Below are 16,954 nucleotides of genomic sequence, written 5' to 3'. Positions count from 1 at the left end.
CCACTTCCGGTCGCGAACGAAAGGCCACTGTGCAGGATCTCCCGATCGTCCTCGACCGCGCCGCGGCGACGCCGCTGGCGGTCCAGCTCGCCGACGGTCTCCGCGCCGCGGCCGCGGGCGGGGCACTGCGCCCCGGCGACCGGCTGCCGTCGACCCGGGGGCTCGCGACGACGCTGCGGGTGAGCCGGACCGTCACCGCCGCGGCCTACGACCAGCTGCTCGCCGAGGGCTGGGTCGCCGGCCGGGTCGGCGCGGGGACGTTCGTGACCGCCGTCCCCGGACCCGCCCCGGCGGGCCCGGCCGCACCCACCGGGCCCCGGCCGCAGGCCGAGCCGTCGGTGCTCGACCCGGGGCGGCCGTGCGTCGCCGCGCTGGACCCCGCGATGTGGCGCCGCGCCTGGCGGGCCGCCGCCGATCCGCCCCCGGACGACCGGCCCCGCGCCGACGGGCTTCCCGCGTTCCACGACGCCGTCACCGGCCACCTGCTGCGTCACCGCGGGCTCACCCCGCCCGCGGACACCGTGCTGGCCACCGCCGGGACCTCCGCCGCCGTCGCCGAGCTGGCCCGGCTGCTGCCTGCGGGGGCCACCGTCGCCGTCGAGGAGCCGGGGTACCCGCGGGCGGTCAGCGCACTGCGGGCCGCCGGGCTGCGGATCGTCGGCGTGCCCGTGGACGAGGACGGCCTGGTCGTCGACGCCGTCCCTGCCGGCTGCGCGGCCGTCTACACCACGCCCGCGCACCAGTTCCCGACCGCGGTGCGCCTGTCCGCCGCCCGCCGGGTCGCCCTGGTCGGGCGTGCCCGCGCCGAGGACCTCCTCGTCGTCGAGGACGACTACGACGGAGAGCTCCGCTACGACGTCGCCCCGCTGCCCCTGCTCGCCGCCCTCGCGCCCGGCCACGTCGTGCACCTGGGCACCGCGAGCAAGATCCTCAGCCCGACGCTGGGGGTCGGCTGGGCGGTCGCGCCGCCCGCCGTCGTCGACGCGTGGCGGGACCTGCGCGCCCGGACCGGCACCCGGCCGTCGCCCGCGGGGCAGCTGGTCCTCACCGCACTCGCCGCACACGGCGACCTGTCCCGGCACCTGCGACGGCTGCGCCGCGAGCTCCGTGAGCGGCGGGCCCTGGTCCTGGACACCGCCCGCACGGCGGGCTGGAGCGCGCAGGTGGACCCGGCCGGGGCGCACCTCGTGCTGCGTCCACCCGAGGGGGAGCGGGCCGCGATCGCCGCGGCCGCCCGGCGTGGGGTCGCCGTGCGCGGGCTGGCCGACTACCACCGGGACGGACCCGGCACGTCCGGCCTGGTCGTCGGGTACGCCGCCGGGACCCGGGCCGAGCTGACCGCCGCGCTGGCGGCGCTGGTGGGGTGAGCGGCCCGCCCGGCAGTGCCGAGGGGCGGGGCCGACGCCCGGCTGTGCGACCCGGCGGAGCCGCCGCCTACCCTCGGGCCCCATGAGTGCCGACCGGGTGAAGGTCGCCGTCGTCTTCGGCGGCCGCAGTTCCGAGCACGCGATCTCGTGCGTGTCCGCGGGCAGCGTGCTGACCCACCTCGACCCGGAGCGGTTCGAGGCGGTCCCGGTCGGGATCACCCCGGACGGCGCGTGGGTGGTCGGCCCGTCCGACCCGGCCCGGCTGGCGATCTCCGGTCGCGAGCTGCCCGAGGTCGACGGGACCGCCGAGGCCCTGGTGCTGCCCGGCGAGCCGGGCCGCGGCCTGGTCCGCCTCGACGCGCGCGAGGCGCTGACCTCGGTCGACGTGGTCTTCCCGATCCTGCACGGGGCCTTCGGCGAGGACGGCACCATCCAGGGGCTGCTGGAGATGGCAGGGCTGCCCTACGTCGGCGCCGGCGTGCTGGCCTCCGCGGTCGGCATGGACAAGGAGTTCGCGAAGAAGCTGCTGCGCGCCGAGGGTCTGAAGGTCGCCGACGGTGTCGTGCTCCGCCCCGGCACCGACATCGGGTTCGCCGACCGCGACCGGCTCGGGCTGCCGCTGTTCGTGAAGCCGGCCCGCGCCGGGTCCTCGATGGGCGTCACCCGGGTCACCGACCCGGCCGCGCTCGACGCCGCCGTCGCCGAGGCCCGCCGGCACGACCCGAAGGTGCTCGTCGAGGCGGCCGTGCCCGGCCGCGAGATCGAGTGCGCGGTGCTGGAGTTCCCCGACGGCAGCGTCCGCGCCAGCCTGCCCGCCGAGCTGCGCTACAACGGCGAGTTCTACGACTTCGAGTCCAAGTACCTCGACACCTCCGAGCTGCAGATCCCCGCCAAGCTCGACGACGAGATCACCGAGTCGCTGCGCTGGAAGGCGATCACCGCGTTCCGCGCGCTCGACGTGCAGGGCCTGGCCCGGGTCGACTTCTTCGTCACCGACGACGGCGACATCACCGTCAACGAGGTCAACACGATGCCCGGGTTCACGCCGAGCTCGGCGTTCCCGAAGATGTGGGCGGTCACCGGGCTCGACTACTCCGAGCTGCTCAGCACCATGGTCGACACCGCGCTGGCCCGCGGGACCGGGCTGCGGTAGCTACCGGACCCGCACCGGCTGCGGCGGGAGGGTGTCGACGACCGCGTCGGACACCGCCTGCAGCGGCCCCGGACCGGTCTCCGCGGGCGCGGACAGCTCCAGGTACACCCCGCGGTCGACGACGGCGTAGGTCGTCGCGAGCGCGCCCTGCGGGGTCGCCAGCGGCAGCCAGCTCACCCCGTTGACGACGATCAGCGGTGAGGTCGGCCCCAGCTCGGCCGGCCGTTCGGTGCCGCAGCGCAGCACCACCGGCTCCGGCTCGGCGACCCACGCCCGCGCGCCGGGGACCGGCGGGTCGATCTCGCGCGGCGTGAGGTCCCCCGTGTCGCCGGGGATGCCGGCCGGCAGCGCGCGCAGCACCGCGTCGCACGACGTCGACGACGCCTGGGGTGCGGCCCGCGCGGGAAGCTCCAGGGGGCCGGTGTCCGGCCCCGTCGTCAGGCGGGCCCAGACCGCGAGCCCCGCCACGACGAGGGCGAGCAGCAGGGGCAGCGCGATCGCCACCGCGACCGGTGGTGACACGCGTGCCCCTGCCACGTCCGCGCCCGTCTCAGCTCAGCTTGACCACGGGGCAGGTGAGCGTCCGGGTGATCCCGTTGACGTTCTGCACCCGAGCCACGACCAGTCGGCCGAGCTCGTCGACGTCGTCCGCCTCGGCGCGCACGATCACGTCGTACGGGCCGGTGACGTCCTCGGCCGAGACCACGCCCGGCAGACCCCCGATCTCGGAGGCGACGGAGGCGGCCTTGCCGACCTCGGTCTGGACGAGGATGTATGCCTGCACCACGGCGTGCCCCTTTCCGGTAACTGCCGTCCTGCCGGATGGTTGGCGGCAGGAATGTCGGACGCAGAACCTACCGGAGGCCGCCCCCGTGTCCCCATCCGCGATCACGCCCGAGGGCGGTTCCGAGACCGGTGTCTCACTCCGGGAGGTCGGTGAGTTCGCACTGATCGACCGGGTCACCACGGACCGTGTCCAGCCGGCTACGACGGAGCTCGGTCCCGGGGACGACTCGGCCGTCGTCACCGCCGCCGACGGGCGGGTCGTCGCCTGCACCGACGTGCTCGTCGAGGGCGTGCACTTCCGGCTCGACTGGTCGAGCCCCGAGCAGGTCGGACGCAAGGCCGCGGCCGCGAACCTCGCCGACATCGCCGCGATGGGGGCGGTGCCCACGTCGCTGCTGGTGGGGCTGGCGTGCCCCTCGTCGACACCCGCGGCGCAGCTCGAGCAGCTGGCCGACGGGCTGTGGGCCGAGGCCCGCTCGACCGGGGCCGGGCTCGTCGGGGGCGACCTGACCTCGGCGCCGGTGATCGTCGTCTCGGTGACGGCGCTGGGGGACCTGCAGGGCCGGGCCCCGGTGCTGCGCTCCGGGGCCCGGGCGGGGGACCGGGTCGCGGTCTGCGGGCGGCTGGGCTGGTCCGCGGCCGGGTTGGCGGTGCTCGGGCGCGGGTTCCGTTCCCCGGCGGCGCTGGTCGACGCGCACCGGGTCCCGGAACCGCCCTACTCCGCGGGTCCGCAGGCCGCCGACGCCGGAGCCACGTCCATGATCGACGTCTCGGACGGCCTGCTGGCCGATCTGGCACACGTCGCGCGGGCCTCGGGGGTGGCGCTGCGGCTGCGGTCGCGGGCGTTCACGGTGGCCTCGCGGATGGCGGAGATCGCGTCCGCGCTGGGCCTGGACCCGCTGCGCTGGATCCTGACCGGTGGTGAGGACCACGCGCTGGCGGCGACCTTCCCCGGGGACGTGCCGCTGCCCCAGGGCTGGACCGAGGTGGGGGCGGTGGAGGCACCCGACGAGGCGGGCCCGGGGGTCACCGTCGACGGCCGTCCCTACGACGGTGACGGCGGCTGGGTCCACTTCGCGAAATACTGATTCCACATCGTGCTTGCGCGGCGCCGGGACGGGTGACATCGTGCCCTCACGATCGGGCGATTCGGACATGTGTCGCGAATCGCCCCCACCGGAGGGGTGTCACCGTGGACAACCTGGGCGTACTCAGCCTGCTCGCTCTCACCCCCATCCTCGTCGTCGCGGTCCTGCTGGTCGGGCTGCGCTGGCCCGCGAAGTACGCGATGCCGCTCGGCTTCGTCGCGGCGGCCCTGATCGGGTCGCTGGTCTGGGGGATGGGCACCACCGCGATCGTCGCGTCGACGATCGAGGGCCTGATCATCGCGGTCGGCCTGCTCTACATCATCTTCGGTGCGCTGCTGCTGCTGCAGACGCTCACCCAGAGCGGCGCGCTCGCGACCATCCGCGCCGGGTTCACCGGCATCAGCCCGGACCGGCGGGTCCAGGCGATCATCATCGGCTGGCTGTTCGGGTCGTTCATCGAGGGTGCGTCGGGGTTCGGGACCCCGGCGGCCGTCGTCGCGCCGTTGTTGCTGGCGCTCGGCTTCCCGGCGCTGGCCGCGGTGCTGGTCGGCATGGTGATCCAGTCCACGCCGGTCAGCTTCGGCGCCGCCGGGACGCCCGTGCTCACCGGCATCGGGCAGGGGCTGTCCGGGTCGGCCGAGGTCGACGCGCGCACCGCCGCGCTCGGCCTGGACGCGACCGGCTACCTGTCCGCGATCGGGTTGGAGGTCGCAGCGCTGCACGCCGTCGCCGGGACGCTCGTCCCGCTGTTCCTGGTGTGCCTGCTGACCCGCTACTTCGGGGAGAACCGCAGCTTCGCCGAGGGCCTCGCGGTCGCCCCGTTCGCGCTCTACGCCGCGTTCGCGATGACCGTGCCCTACGTGCTCGTCGCCGCGCTGCTCGGGCCCGAGTTCCCGTCGCTGCTCGGCGGGCTCGTCGGGCTGGCGTTGGTGATGTTCACCTCCAGTCGCGGCTTCCTCATGCCGCGCACGGTGTGGGACTTCCCGCCTCGCGAGCGGTGGCTCGACCGCTGGACGGGCACCATCTCCGCGGGTGCCGACGACGGCGTCACCGGCACCCGGATGAGCACCTGGCTGGCCTGGTCGCCCTACGTGCTCGTCGCGGCGGTGCTGGTGCTGACCCGGACCGTCGCGCCGGTGAAGGAGGCGCTGTCGGCAATCACCGTCGGACCCGCGGACATCCTCGGGACCGGCATCGACGAGACGCTGCAGCCGCTCTACTCGCCGGGAGCGGTGTTCCTGCTGGTCTGCCTGGTCACCTACGCCCTGCACCGGATGAAGGGCCGCCAGGTCGCGACGTCATGGGCCGTGTCGGGACGCCAGCTCGCCGGGGCCGCGGTCGCGCTGCTGTTCGCGCTGCCGCTGGTCCGCATCCTGATCAACTCCGGCGCCGAGCTGAACACGACCGGGTTGGCCTCGATGCCGCTGACGCTGGCCGAGGGGGCCGCGGCCGTGGCCGGGCCGGCCTGGCCGGTCCTGGCACCGTGGATCGGCGCCCTGGGGGCCTTCGTCGCCGGGTCGAACACGGTGTCCAACCTGACGTTCGCCCTGTTCCAGTTCGCGACCGCGGAGAACATCGGCGCCACCCCGGAGACGGTGGTCGCGGCCCAGGCGGTCGGCGGCGCCGCCGGGAACATGATCACGGTGCACAACGTCGTCGCCGCGTCGGCGACGGTGGGGCTGCTCGGCCGGGAGGGCGACGTGATCCGGATGACGATCATCCCGATGACGTACTACTGCCTGCTGTCGGGCGGGCTGGCGTTCGTGCTGATCCACGGCGTCGGACTCAACACCGGCACGGTGCTGCTCACCCTGGTGCTGCTGACACTGGCCGCGATCGTGGTGGGCCTGCGGCGGGCGGCGGCCCGGCTGCCGGCCTGACCCGGGGACGACGACGGCCCGGTCCCCATCGCTGTGGGGACCGGGCCGTCGTCGTGTGGATCAGGAGCCGCGGCGCCAGAACAGCAGCACCCGGCGCAGCCGGCTCCGCAGGGTCGGATGACCGGGCACCGACCGCTGCGGGGCCGGGAACTGCCGGAACTCCGCGGGCGGCGGGGTCAGGTGGGCCGCCGGGAGGGTGGGCGGGTCCATCGCGACCAGGGTCTGCGGGAAGTGGCGCGCATCGGGCGACGGGGTCTTCTCGGGGTGCACGGTCGTCTCCTCCACGGCCGGTCCATCGCTCACGGTGGTCGGATCGTTACCGACGGCCTGCTGCATCTCCGGCCTCCTCACGGTCTCGGGCGGGGCGCATCGCCGGGACCCGTACCCGCCGGGGCCGGGGTCCATCCGCGCGTACCGCATCCGTGACGGGCCGCCGCGGGCCCGGGGAGGGGAGCGCGGGGCGGCGGTGCCTGCACACCCAGGGTACCGACGTGACGTGCTCCGGAGACGTGTGCGGTGGCTCACCCGGCACGCCGTCGGAGCCCCGGGTGCTCGCTACGGTGAGTGCCGAGCAGGTGGGACGGGTGGACGGAGCGGACGTGTCGGGGCTGGCGGCGGTGGTGGCGTGGGCCGCCCTGGCGGGGTGGATCGCCGCCGGTGTGCTGCTCGTGCTGGCCCACCGGCGGCTGGAGCGGCTCGAGCGGGAGCACACCGCCCGCAAGTGGGACATCGTCGCGCTGCGTGCGGAGCTGCGGGCGTCGCACCGGCGGCCGGACGAGCCGTCCGGCCCCGCCGCGTCCACCGATGCCGGGCCGTCCCTGCCGCGGCGCCCCGGAGGTGACCCCGGGGCCCCCGGCCCGGCCGGCGGGACGCCCGGACGTACCCGGCCGGCCGGCGCCACGGCATGGCGCCGGTCGCACCGGCGCCCGGTGGGCCGTGCCCGGCGGCGCCCCTCCTGACAGGGGCGGGGGTCAGCGCCGCGGCACCGCCGCCCCCCGGATGCTCGCGTCCAGCAGCTGCACCGGGTGCAGCAGCGGAACGTCGGCGAAGTCCTCGTTCGGCAGGTACTTGCCGATCTGCAGCAGGCAGCCCGGGTTCGCGGTGACCACGACGTCCGGCTTCGCGTCGCGGATCTTCTCCGCCTTCCGCACGCCCAGGTCGGCGGCCGCGTCCGGCTTCACCATGTTGTAGATGCCGGCCGAGCCGCAGCACAGCGACGCCTCTGCGATGTCGACGAGCTCCAGCTCGGGGATCGTCCGGAGCACCTCGCGCGGCTGGTTGCGGACGCCCTGGGCGTGCCCGAGGTGGCAGGCGTCGTGGTAGGCGACGCGGCCGGTGACCGGGGTCCGCGGGGCGCGGGGGCCGCCGTCGTCCTCCCGGGAGTACAGCTCGGCCAGCACCTCGTGCACGTCGCGGCAGCGGGCGGAGAAGCGTGCCGCGCGATCGGCCCAGGCGGGGTCGTCGGCGAGCAGGTGGCCGTAGTCCTTCATCGACGAGCCGCAGCCGGCGACGTTGGTGACCACCGCGTCGACGTCGAGGGTCTCGAAGCGGGCGATGGTGCGCCGGGCCCGGTCCAGCGCGGACTCCTCGCGCCCGGCGTGCACCTCCAGCGCGCCGCAGCACTGCTGGTCGCGGGGGACGAGCACGTCGCAGCCCTCGGCGGCGAGCACCCGCACGGTGGCCTCGTTGACCCGGTGGAAGAACACGTCCTGCACGCAGCCGGTGAGCAGCGCGACCCGGGCCCGGCGGGTGCCGACCGCGGGGGTGTGCACCGGGAGCGTCGCGAACGCCTCGCGCACCGAGACCGGCGGCAGCAGCGACTCCATCGCCGCGAGCTGACCGGGCAGCTTCTCGGCGAGCTTGCGGATCGCGGGGACCTTCCGCAGCTGCTGGTACAGCGCGCCGGGCAGGGCGGCCGCCCGCAGCCGTCGCTTGTAGGGGAACAGCGCGAAGATCGCGTCGCGGAACAGCTTGTCCGACGCGCTGCGGGGCACGTTGCGCTCGATCTGCGGGCGCACCGACTCCAGCAGCTTGTCGTACTGCACCCCGGACGGGCAGGCGGTCACGCACGCCATGCAGCCGAGGCAGTTGTCCATGTGCTCGGTGAACGGCCCGTCGAGGCCGATGTCGCCCTTCTCGGCCAGGTCCATCAGCAGGATCCGGCCGCGCGGGGAGTCCATCTCCTCGCCCCACAGCACGTAGGTGGGGCAGGTCGGCAGGCAGAAGCCGCAGTGGACGCAGTCGTCGAGCAGCTCGCGCTGCGGCGGGTGGACGTCGTCGAACGCGCTCGGGCCCTGCTGGGGGATCTTGGTCTCGGCCGCCCCGGTCGGGGTGCCTGCGGGCTCGTGGGTGCTCGTCATGCGTGCCTCACATCCAGGGGGCGAAGCGGCCGGCGGCGAACCGGGCCTCGGGGTCGAGCTGCGTCTTGACGGCCCTGAGCAGGGCGAGTGCGGACGGTGCGGGGCCCCACGCGGGGGCGTCGAGGGCCTTGGGCCGGTCACGCAGCACGCTGGTGCCACCGACCGCGGCGACGGCGTCGTGCACCTCCGCGACGGCGGCCCCCGGCACGGTGACGGTCGCGACGCCGGTCGCGAGGCCGGCCGTGACGGCGGTGGCGGGCAGCTGCTCCACCAGCGGTGCCAGCCGGGTCGGTGCGCACCCGATCCGGACGACGGCGCCGTCGAGGGCGGGCCCGTCGCCGTCACCGCCGGCGTGCGGACCGTCGGTCAGCGACGCGTGGGCGTCCCACGCGTCCGCGCCCACCTCCCGGGCGTCGGCGCCGAGCAGCTCACGCAGCCGCTCCACCCGTGCGGGCAGGGTCCGGGCCCCGCCCTCCAACCGGACCAGCAGGCGTCCCGGGTCACCGGAGACCCACTCGACGGCGATCGGCTCCAGCGGGCTGGCCATCAGCTCCAGCACCCGCGACGCGGCCTCGGTCACCGGGCCGTCGACGCCCACGCAGGCGACGGCCTTCGGGACCGGGTGCAGCCGCAGGACGACCTCGACCAGCGGACCGAAGGTGCCGTAGGAGCCGTGCATCAGCTTGGCCATGTCGTAGCCGGCGACGTTCTTGATGACGTGCCCGCCGGAACGGACCATCGTGCCGTCGGCGAGTACCGAGGTGGTGCCGATGACCAGGTCCCGCAGACCGCCCCAGACCAGGGCGGACGGACCGGCGTCGGCGGTGGCGAGGAGCCCGCCGACCGTGGCGCCGCGGGCGACCCGGGCGGCGTCGAACGCGAGGCGCTGACCGTGCTCGGCCAGCTGCTCCTGCAGCGCGCGGACCGGGGTCCCGGCGTGCACCGAGACGGTCATGTCGCCGGGGTTGTGGTGGATCACCCCGGACAGTGCGGAGAGGTCGAGCGTCGCGGCGACGTCGTCGGCCGTGCGGCCGGCCCAGCCGGTGGCGGTGCCGGCGCCGGTGATCGCGAGGCGGCCGGGGGTGTCCAGGACGGCGTCCCGGACCTCCTTCGCCGAGGTGGGGCGCAGCGTGGTGGGAGCAGCGCGTGTCATGTCGTCGGGCCCTTCCGGGTCTCGTACGGGTCGGTCGGACAGGTCGGCCGGACGGGTCACAGCCGTTCGATCAGGCCCGCCTCCTCCAGCGGGTGCGGCCGGTAGAGCCCCGGCTTCTCACCGCACAGCCGCGGGGTGGGCAGGAGCTTGCCGGGGTTGCAGATGTGGTCGGGGTCGAAGCCGTCGCGGATGCGGCGCATGACGGCCAGGTCGTCCTCGCCGAACATCCGCGGCATGGAGCAGGCCTTGTCGGTGCCGATGCCGTGCTCGCCCGACAGCGAGCCGCCCATCTCGACGCACAGCTCCGCGATCTGCGCCGACAGGTGCTCGGCCTGCTCGGTCTGGCCCTCGGCGGCGGAGAACAGGACCAGCGGGTGCAGGTTGCCGTCGCCGGCGTGGAAGACGTTCGCGACGCGCAGCCCGGCGTCGGTGCCCATCTCGTCGATCCGTTCGAGGATCTCGGCGAGCCGGGTCCGGGGGACCACGCCGTCCTGGACGATGTAGTCCGGCGAGATCCGGCCGACCGCGGCGAACGCGGCCTTGCGGCCTCGCCAGATGTTCGCCCGCTCCTCGGGGGAGCCCGCGATGTGCAGCCGGGTGCAGCCGTGCCGGTCGCAGATCTCCTTGACCAGCGCGAACTGCTCCTCGCACTCCTCGACGGTCCCGTCCAGCTCGACGACGAGCGCGGCCGGGGTGTCGAGGGAGTAGCCGGCGCCGGTGGCGCCCTCGGCGGCCTCGATGGCCAGCGCGTCCATCATCTCGACCGCGGCGGGCACGATCCCGGCCGCGACGATGTCGGAGACGACCTGCCCGCCCGCCGACACCGACGGGAAGTCCGCCAGCAGCGTGCGCATGACCTCGGGGGTGCGCAGCAGCCGGACGGTGACCTTCGTGACGATGCCGAGCGTGCCCTCGGAGCCGAGGAACACCCCGCGCAGGTCGGGCCCGGGCTGCTCCATCGTGTCCGAGCCGAGGGTGACCACCTCGCCGTCGGGGAGCACGACCTCCATCGACAGCACGTGGTTGGTGGTGAAGCCGTACTTGAGGCAGTGCGCGCCGCCGGAGTTCTCCGCGACGTTGCCGCCGATCGTGCACACCTGCTGGCTCGACGGGTCCGGGGCGTAGTAGAGCCCGTACGGCGACGCGGCCGCGGTGATCTCGAGGTTCGTGACGCCCGGCTCCAGCACCGCGCGCCGGTTCTCCGGGTCGACCTCGAGCACCCGGTTGAGCCGGTTCAGCCCGATGACGACGCCCTCGGCCACCGGCAGCGCGCCGCCGGACAGGCCGGTCCCGGCGCCGCGGGCGACGAACGGGATCCGGTGCCGGGCGCAGATCCGCACGCACCCGGCGACGTCCTCGGCGGTGCGGGGCAGCAGGACCAGTTCGGGGACGACCCGGCTGCCGGTCAGGCCGTCGCACTCGTAGGTGCGGGTACGGACCGGGTCGTCGAGCACGTCCGCCGCGCCCAGGAGGGCGACGAACTCGTCGTGGATCGAGCGGGCCAGAGGCATCGCTGCACTCCCTTGCTGCGCGTGGCGGGGCTCACGGGAGGGTACGTCGACACGGTGACGCCACGCCTGTTCGACGTCGCGGCCAGGGTCCGTGTCACTTCCGTGATGCGGAAAAGATAATCCACTGGTAGGAATACGACCAGTTCTGACATCCACACGGAGAGGGTGGTCACAGATGGCCGACACCGCCGGCCTGCAGATCGACGAGCACCTGAGGTCCTTCGTCGAGGGCGAGCTCCTGTCCGACGTCGACCTCACGGCGGACGACTTCTGGGCGACCCTGGCCGGGCTCCAGGAGCGCTTCGCCCCGAGGATCGCCGACGCACTGGCCCGTCGCGACGAGATCCAGTCACGCATCGACGAGTGGCACCGCGAGCACGGGGTCGGGTCGGTCGAGGAGTACGAGAAGTTCCTCACCGACCTCGGCTACCTGCTCCCGGAGAAGTCCCCGACCATCGGCGTCGACCGGGTCGACCCGGAGATCGCCGAGGTCCCCGGCCCGCAGCTGGTCGTGCCCTCCACCGTGCCCCGCTACGCGCTCAACGCCGCCAACGCCCGCTGGGGCTCGCTGTTCGACGCCTTCTACGGCACCGACGCGCTCCCGCAGGACGGTGAGCTCGCACAGGGCTACGACGAGCGCCGCGGCGCGCAGGTGATCACCGCCGCCGACGAGCTGCTCGACGAGCTGTTCCCGCTCGCGAAGGGCAGCCACGCCGACGCCACCGCCTACCGGGCCTCGACCGACGGGCTCGTCGTCGACACCGGCGCGACCGGCACGGTCGGGCTGGCCGACCCCGCGCAGTTCGCCGGGTTCCGCCCGGTCGACGGCGACGGCCGCGGCGCGGTCCTGCTGACCCGCAACGGGCTGCACCTGGAGATCACGATCGACCCGACCACCCGGGTCGGCACCCAGCACCACGCCGACGTCGCCGACGTCGTGCTCGAGTCCGCGGTCACCACGATCGTCGACCTCGAGGACTCCGTCGCGACCGTGGACGGCGAGGACAAGGCGCTGGCCTACCGCACCTGGCTCGGACTGCTGCGCGGCGACCTGACCGCCGAGTTCCGCAAGGGCGGGAGGACCGTCACCCGCCGGGTCAACCCGGACCGCGAGTACACCGCGGCCGACGGCTCCGACCTCACCCTGCCCGGGCGCTCGCTGATGCTGGTCCGCAACTGCGGCCACCACATGACGACGAACGCGGTGCGCACCGCCGACGGAGCCGAGGTCGCCGAGGGCGTGCTCGACGCGCTCGTCTCGGCCGTCGCCGGGCTCTACGACCTGCAGGGGAAGGGCCCGCACACCAACTCCCGCGCGGGCAGCGTCTACATCGTCAAGCCCAAGCAGCACGGGCCCGAGGAGGTCGCGCTCACCGTCGAGCTGTTCGGCGCCGTCGAGGAGGCCCTCGGGCTGCAGGCGAACACGCTCAAGATCGGCATCATGGACGAGGAGAAGCGGACCACGGTCAACCTGTCCGCCTGCATCGCCGAGGCCGCGAACCGGGTCATCTTCGTCAACACCGGCTTCCTGGACCGCACCGGCGACGAGATCCACACCTGCTTCGCCGCGGGCCCGGTGCTGCGCAAGGGCGACATGAAGTCCACCACCTGGCTGAAGACCTACGAGGACCGCAACGTCGACGTCGCGCTCGCGGCCGGGTTCGCCCATACCGCGCAGGTCGGCAAGGGCATGTGGGCCAAGCCCGCCGCCATGGCCGAGATGATCGAGCAGAAGATCGGCCACCCGAAGGCCGGTGCGAACTGCGCGTGGGTGCCCTCGCCCACCGCGGCCACCCTGCACGCGCTGCACTACCTGCGCGTCGACGTGCACGCGGTGCAGGACGAGATCGCCTCCCGCACCACCGCGGACCGTCGCAACCTGCTCGAGGTCCCGGTGACCGACGCGTCGTCGTTGTCGGCGCAGGACGTGACCCACGAGCTGGAGACCAACGCCCAGTCGATCCTCGGCTACGTGGTGCGCTGGGTCGGCATGGGCATCGGCTGCTCCACCGTCCCGGACCTGGAGGGCGTCGGGCTGATGGAGGACCGCGCCACCCTGCGGATCTCCGCCCAGCTGGTCGCGAACTGGCTCGCCCACGGCGTGGTCGACGAGCAGACCGTGCGGGACACCTTCGCCCGGATGGCCGCCGTGGTCGACGAGCAGAACGCCGGCGAGGACGGCTACCCCGCGATGGCGAAGGACCTGGAGTCCAGCGAGTCGTTCCAGGCGGCGCTGGAGCTGGTGTTCAGCGGGGCGACCGAGCCCAACGGCTACACCGAGCGGACGCTGACCCGCTGGCGTCAGCGGGCCAAGGCCGCGGCCTAGGCCGCACACCACCGTCGACGACGACGCCCCCGGGACCGGTTCCCGGGGGCGTCGTCGCGTTCCGAGGAGGAGACCGATCGTGAAGCCGTGGACGCGGCCGGCCGCCGTGCTGTTCGGCGTCGGCTACGGCGCCAACCAGTTCAGCCCGCTGATGGTCATGTACCGCGAGCAGGGGCACTACTCGCCGACCGTGGTCGCCGCGTTCTTCGGTGTCTACGTGCTCGGTCTCGCCCCGGGCCTGCTCATCGGCGGGCCCGCGTCGGACCGCTGGGGCCGCCGCCGGGTGCTGCTGCCCGCGACGGCCGCGTCGATCCCGGCCAGTGCCGTCATCGCGCTCGGTGCGTTCTCCGAGATCCTGCTCTACGCCGGCAGGCTGCTGTTCGGCCTGTGCATCGGCGTCGCGATGGCGGTGGCCACGACGTGGGTCAAGGAGCTGTCCGGCGAGGGGGAGGGCGCCCGGCGGGCGGCGCTCGCGCTCACCGCGGGCTTCGGCCTCGGACCGTTGGTCGGCGGGCTGCTCGCGCAGTTCGCACCGCTGCCGATGGAGCTGCCCTACCTGGTCCACATCGCGCTCATGGTCCCCGTCACCTGGTGGCTCGTGGCGGCCCCGGAGACGGTCGTGCCGGGCCGCTCCCGGTCCTGGCTGCGCGACCTGCGGGTGCCCGCCGCCGCGCACCCCCGCTTCCGGTGGCTGGTGCTGCCCGCCGCGCCGTGGGTGTTCGGCGCCGCCGCGCTGTCGTTCGCGGTGCAGCCGACCGCGCTCGGCGACGTCGTCGGCGGCTACGGGCTGCTCGTCGCGACGCTGCTCACCGCCGTCACCCTGGGCTGCGGCTTCCTCGCCCAGTCCGCGGCCCGGACGATCGACGCCCGCTCGCCGCTCGCCGCCACCCGGATCGGGCTCGCGCTCGTCGTCGTCGGGACGGTGGCGGCCGCGGCGGGTGCCGCCGGCCGCTCCGTCCCGGTCGCGTTCGGTGCCGCCGCGTTGCTCGGCGCCGGCTACGGCTTCGTGCTGCTGTCAGGACTGCAGGAGGTCCAGCGCATCGCCGCGCCGGAGCACCTGGCCGGGCTCACCGCGGTGTTCTACTCGCTGACCTACGCCGGTTTCCTGCTGCCGATGCTGCTGTCCGCCCTGACCGGGATCGCGGGGTACCCGGTCCTGCTGCTCGTGGTCGCCGGGGTGCAGGCGGTCTGCCTGGGCCTGGTCCGGGCGGGGGCGCACCGGGTGCGCCGGTCCCCGCGCGAGCGGACCGCGGTGCCCTGACCCGCGGCCACGGCCCCGGTGTGGTCACGTCCGCGCGCTGATCCGCTCCGCGCGCGCGTCCGGGTCCGCGCGCGGCGCGGATCACCGCGCGCGGTGCGGATCACCCCGCCGTCCGAGCCGGGAGGCCGTCGGGGTCGGCGCGCGCCGCCGCCCCCGGCCGGGGGTCCACCCGATGTCCACCCCGGGACGGAGGCGGCCACCGGCCGGCGCTCGTACCGTCGGGCGGGTGACCACCACCACCGGCCCGGACGCCACGGACCTGCCGCGCCTCCCGTTCCCGCGCCACGACGTCCTCGAGCTGCCGCCGCTGTTCGACCGGCTGCGGGAGCGGTCCCCGATCACCCCGGTCCGGACCCCGGCCGGCGATGTCGCGTGGCTGGTCACCGGCTACGACGAGGCCCGCGCCCTGTTCGCCGACGACCGGCTCGGCCGCAGCCACCCCGAGCCGGAGCGAGCCGCGCGCATCTCCGACTCGATGATCTTCGGCGGGCCGAGCGGCGACTCGCCGGAGACCGAGCGCGCGAACCACACCCTGATGCGCAGACTGCTCGCGCCCGCGTTCTCCGCGCGCCGGATGCGCAGGCTCTCCGGGCACGTCGCGGAGCTGGTGGCCCGGCAGCTCGACGTCGTCGAGGCCGCCGGTCCCGGCGCCGACCTGCACGAGCTGTTCTCCTTCCCGTTGCCGGTGCTGGTCATCTGCGAGCTGCTCGGCGTCCCCTACGACGACCGCGAGGAGTTCCGGCGCTGGTCCGGTGAGCTGGGGCTGCTCCACGACCGGCCCCGCGCCGAGGCCGCCGCGCAGGCGCTGTTCGCCTACGTCCGCGGCCTCGTCGACCGCAAGGACGACGAGCCGGGGGAGGACGTGCTGTCGGACTTCGCCGCGCTCGGCTCGGCGCCGGAGCAGCGCGACCGGCTCGCCGCGCTCGGTGCCGGACTGCTGTTCGCCGGGCACGAGACGACGGTCGGCCGGATCGACACCGGCACCGTCCTGCTGCTGGACCGCCCGGGGGAGTGGGCGGCGCTCGCCGCGGACCCGGAGCGCGCCCCGGGGGCGGTCGAGGAGGTCCTGCGGCTGGCGGTGCCCAGCGGGGGCAACGGCGGCATCCCGCGCTACGCGCACGCCGATGTCGACATCGCCGGGGTGCACATCCCGGCGGGCGACGCGATCCTGCTCGCCCCGGGTGCGGCGAACCGGGACCCGCGGCACTTCGACGGGGCGACCGAGTTCGACGCGGAGAGGAGGTCCTCGCACCTCGCGTTCGGGCACGGGCCGTACTTCTGCGTGGGCGCGAGCCTGGCCCGGGTCGAGCTGACCGAGGTGTTCCGGGCGCTGCCCGCCCGGTTCCCGTCGCTGCGCCTCGCCGTGCCGCGCACCGAGCTGGAGCTGCGCTCGGACGTGCTCACCGGAGGGCTGCGTGCGCTGCCGGTCACCTGGGACCGATCATGAGGACGTGGGGGAACTCGAACTGCGCGTGGCGGGGCTCGACCATCCGGACGTGACGCCACTGATGCGGCGGCTGCAGGCGTTCTACGGCGAGGTCTACGGCGACGGCGACGCCACCCCCGTCGACCCGGCCGACTTCCGGGCCCCGTCCGGGTTGTTCCTGGTCGGCTACGACGACGGCGTCCCCGTCGCGACCGGGGCGTGGCGCGCCGTCGACGCCGACCCGGCCGACCCGGCGCGCCGTGACGGCGACGCCGAGCTGAAGCGGATGTACGTCGAGCCCGCCGCCCGCGGCCGGGGACACGCCCGGGCGGTGCTCGTCGCGCTGGAGCGTGCGGCCGCCGCCGCCGGGCGTCGTCGCATGATCCTCGAGACGGGTGACGGCCAGCCCGCTGCGATCGCGCTGTACGAGACCAGCGGATACCGTCGGACCAGCAACTTCGGTGCGTACCGGAACGACCCCCGCTCCCGGTGCTTCGCCAAACCGCTCGCGGCGTGAGACTCGGTACGGTCACGGGCGAAACGTCCGGTTGCGCCGATAGGATGACCTCGGCGTCGTCGCCGCGTCCCTTCCGGTGATCGTGCGGCGGCCTCTTCCGGCGCTCCCCGGGTCCGGCCGTGACGT

The 16,954-nt window shown here is 74.7% G+C and carries 15 protein-coding genes; 9 read left to right on the top strand and 6 right to left on the bottom strand.

All coding sequences use genetic code 11. The features are described 5' to 3' along the window. Window positions 1-29: 29 nt before the first annotated feature. Both KPF22_RS22890 and KPF22_RS22885 read left to right on the top strand, forming a co-directional pair. Entirely contained in the window at window positions 30-1,367 is a 1,338-nt protein-coding gene (locus KPF22_RS22890; RefSeq protein ID WP_224403239.1) for a PLP-dependent aminotransferase family protein, read from the top strand. 82 nt (window positions 1,368-1,449) lie between these two features. Further along, the gene (locus tag KPF22_RS22885; protein WP_208826753.1) at window positions 1,450-2,520 is read left to right on the top strand and encodes a D-alanine--D-alanine ligase family protein; all 1,071 of its coding nucleotides are present in this window, start codon (window positions 1,450-1,452) and stop codon (window positions 2,518-2,520) included. Here KPF22_RS22885 and KPF22_RS22880 read toward each other — a convergent pair whose 3' ends face one another. After that, the gene (locus KPF22_RS22880; RefSeq protein WP_208826755.1) at window positions 2,521-3,042 is read right to left on the bottom strand and encodes a DUF3515 domain-containing protein; all 522 of its coding nucleotides are present in this window, start codon (window positions 3,040-3,042) and stop codon (window positions 2,521-2,523) included. It abuts the gene before it with no gap. 28 nt (window positions 3,043-3,070) lie between these two features. Then, window positions 3,071-3,307, bottom strand: a complete 237-nt coding sequence (locus KPF22_RS22875; RefSeq protein ID WP_020627802.1) for an Lrp/AsnC family transcriptional regulator — start codon at window positions 3,305-3,307, stop codon at window positions 3,071-3,073. A gap of 100 nt (window positions 3,308-3,407) precedes the next feature. Between KPF22_RS22875 and KPF22_RS22870 the strand changes: the two genes are divergently transcribed. Further along, window positions 3,408-4,394 carry a thiamine-phosphate kinase gene (locus KPF22_RS22870; RefSeq protein WP_224403365.1) on the top strand — a complete coding sequence of 329 codons (987 nt, stop codon included), beginning with the start codon at window positions 3,408-3,410 and terminating at the stop codon, window positions 4,392-4,394. 104 nt (window positions 4,395-4,498) lie between these two features. Beyond that, window positions 4,499-6,274, top strand: a complete 1,776-nt coding sequence (locus tag KPF22_RS22865) for an L-lactate permease (protein ID WP_208826759.1) — start codon at window positions 4,499-4,501, stop codon at window positions 6,272-6,274. A gap of 60 nt (window positions 6,275-6,334) precedes the next feature. On the opposite strand, the gene KPF22_RS22860 is transcribed toward KPF22_RS22865, so the two are convergent. After that, on the bottom strand, window positions 6,335-6,577 hold the full coding sequence (locus KPF22_RS22860) for a hypothetical protein (protein ID WP_224403238.1): 243 nt from the start codon (window positions 6,575-6,577) through the stop codon (window positions 6,335-6,337). A 281-nt stretch (window positions 6,578-6,858) separates the two neighbouring features. Between KPF22_RS22860 and KPF22_RS22855 the strand changes: the two genes are divergently transcribed. Beyond that, on the top strand, window positions 6,859-7,233 hold the full coding sequence (locus KPF22_RS22855) for a hypothetical protein (protein ID WP_208821069.1): 375 nt from the start codon (window positions 6,859-6,861) through the stop codon (window positions 7,231-7,233). 12 nt (window positions 7,234-7,245) lie between these two features. On the opposite strand, the gene KPF22_RS22850 is transcribed toward KPF22_RS22855, so the two are convergent. The 3 genes from KPF22_RS22850 to KPF22_RS22840 are packed head-to-tail and all read right to left on the bottom strand — an operon-like array spanning window position 7,246 to window position 11,298. After that, window positions 7,246-8,634 carry a (Fe-S)-binding protein gene (locus tag KPF22_RS22850; RefSeq protein ID WP_224403237.1) on the bottom strand — a complete coding sequence of 463 codons (1,389 nt, stop codon included), beginning with the start codon at window positions 8,632-8,634 and terminating at the stop codon, window positions 7,246-7,248. 7 nt (window positions 8,635-8,641) lie between these two features. Beyond that, the gene (locus tag KPF22_RS22845) at window positions 8,642-9,787 is read right to left on the bottom strand and encodes an FAD-binding oxidoreductase (protein WP_224403236.1); all 1,146 of its coding nucleotides are present in this window, start codon (window positions 9,785-9,787) and stop codon (window positions 8,642-8,644) included. A gap of 56 nt (window positions 9,788-9,843) precedes the next feature. Further along, window positions 9,844-11,298 carry an FAD-binding oxidoreductase gene (locus KPF22_RS22840; protein WP_224403235.1) on the bottom strand — a complete coding sequence of 485 codons (1,455 nt, stop codon included), beginning with the start codon at window positions 11,296-11,298 and terminating at the stop codon, window positions 9,844-9,846. Between the two features lie 175 nt (window positions 11,299-11,473). Here KPF22_RS22840 and KPF22_RS22835 point away from each other — a divergent pair, with 175 nt between their 5' ends. The 4 genes from KPF22_RS22835 to KPF22_RS22820 all read left to right on the top strand — a co-directional run bounded on the left by KPF22_RS22835 (window position 11,474) and on the right by KPF22_RS22820 (window position 16,828). Beyond that, window positions 11,474-13,624, top strand: a complete 2,151-nt coding sequence (locus KPF22_RS22835; RefSeq protein WP_208821075.1) for a malate synthase G — start codon at window positions 11,474-11,476, stop codon at window positions 13,622-13,624. Between the two features lie 79 nt (window positions 13,625-13,703). Continuing rightward, on the top strand, window positions 13,704-14,885 hold the full coding sequence (locus tag KPF22_RS22830; RefSeq protein ID WP_224403234.1) for an MFS transporter: 1,182 nt from the start codon (window positions 13,704-13,706) through the stop codon (window positions 14,883-14,885). A gap of 226 nt (window positions 14,886-15,111) precedes the next feature. Continuing rightward, window positions 15,112-16,332 (top strand): cytochrome P450, encoded by a 1,221-nt coding sequence (locus KPF22_RS22825; RefSeq protein WP_224403233.1) that lies wholly within the window; start codon window positions 15,112-15,114, stop codon window positions 16,330-16,332. A 61-nt stretch (window positions 16,333-16,393) separates the two neighbouring features. Next, entirely contained in the window at window positions 16,394-16,828 is a 435-nt protein-coding gene (locus KPF22_RS22820; protein ID WP_208821151.1) for a GNAT family N-acetyltransferase, read from the top strand. Window positions 16,829-16,954 lie beyond the last annotated feature (126 nt).

It is taken from the genome of Pseudonocardia sp. ICBG1034 (assembly GCF_020131375.1).
GTDB classification, from domain to species: domain Bacteria; phylum Actinomycetota; class Actinomycetes; order Mycobacteriales; family Pseudonocardiaceae; genus Pseudonocardia; species Pseudonocardia alni.
This window is presented reverse-complemented; position numbering and strand designations above follow the sequence as displayed.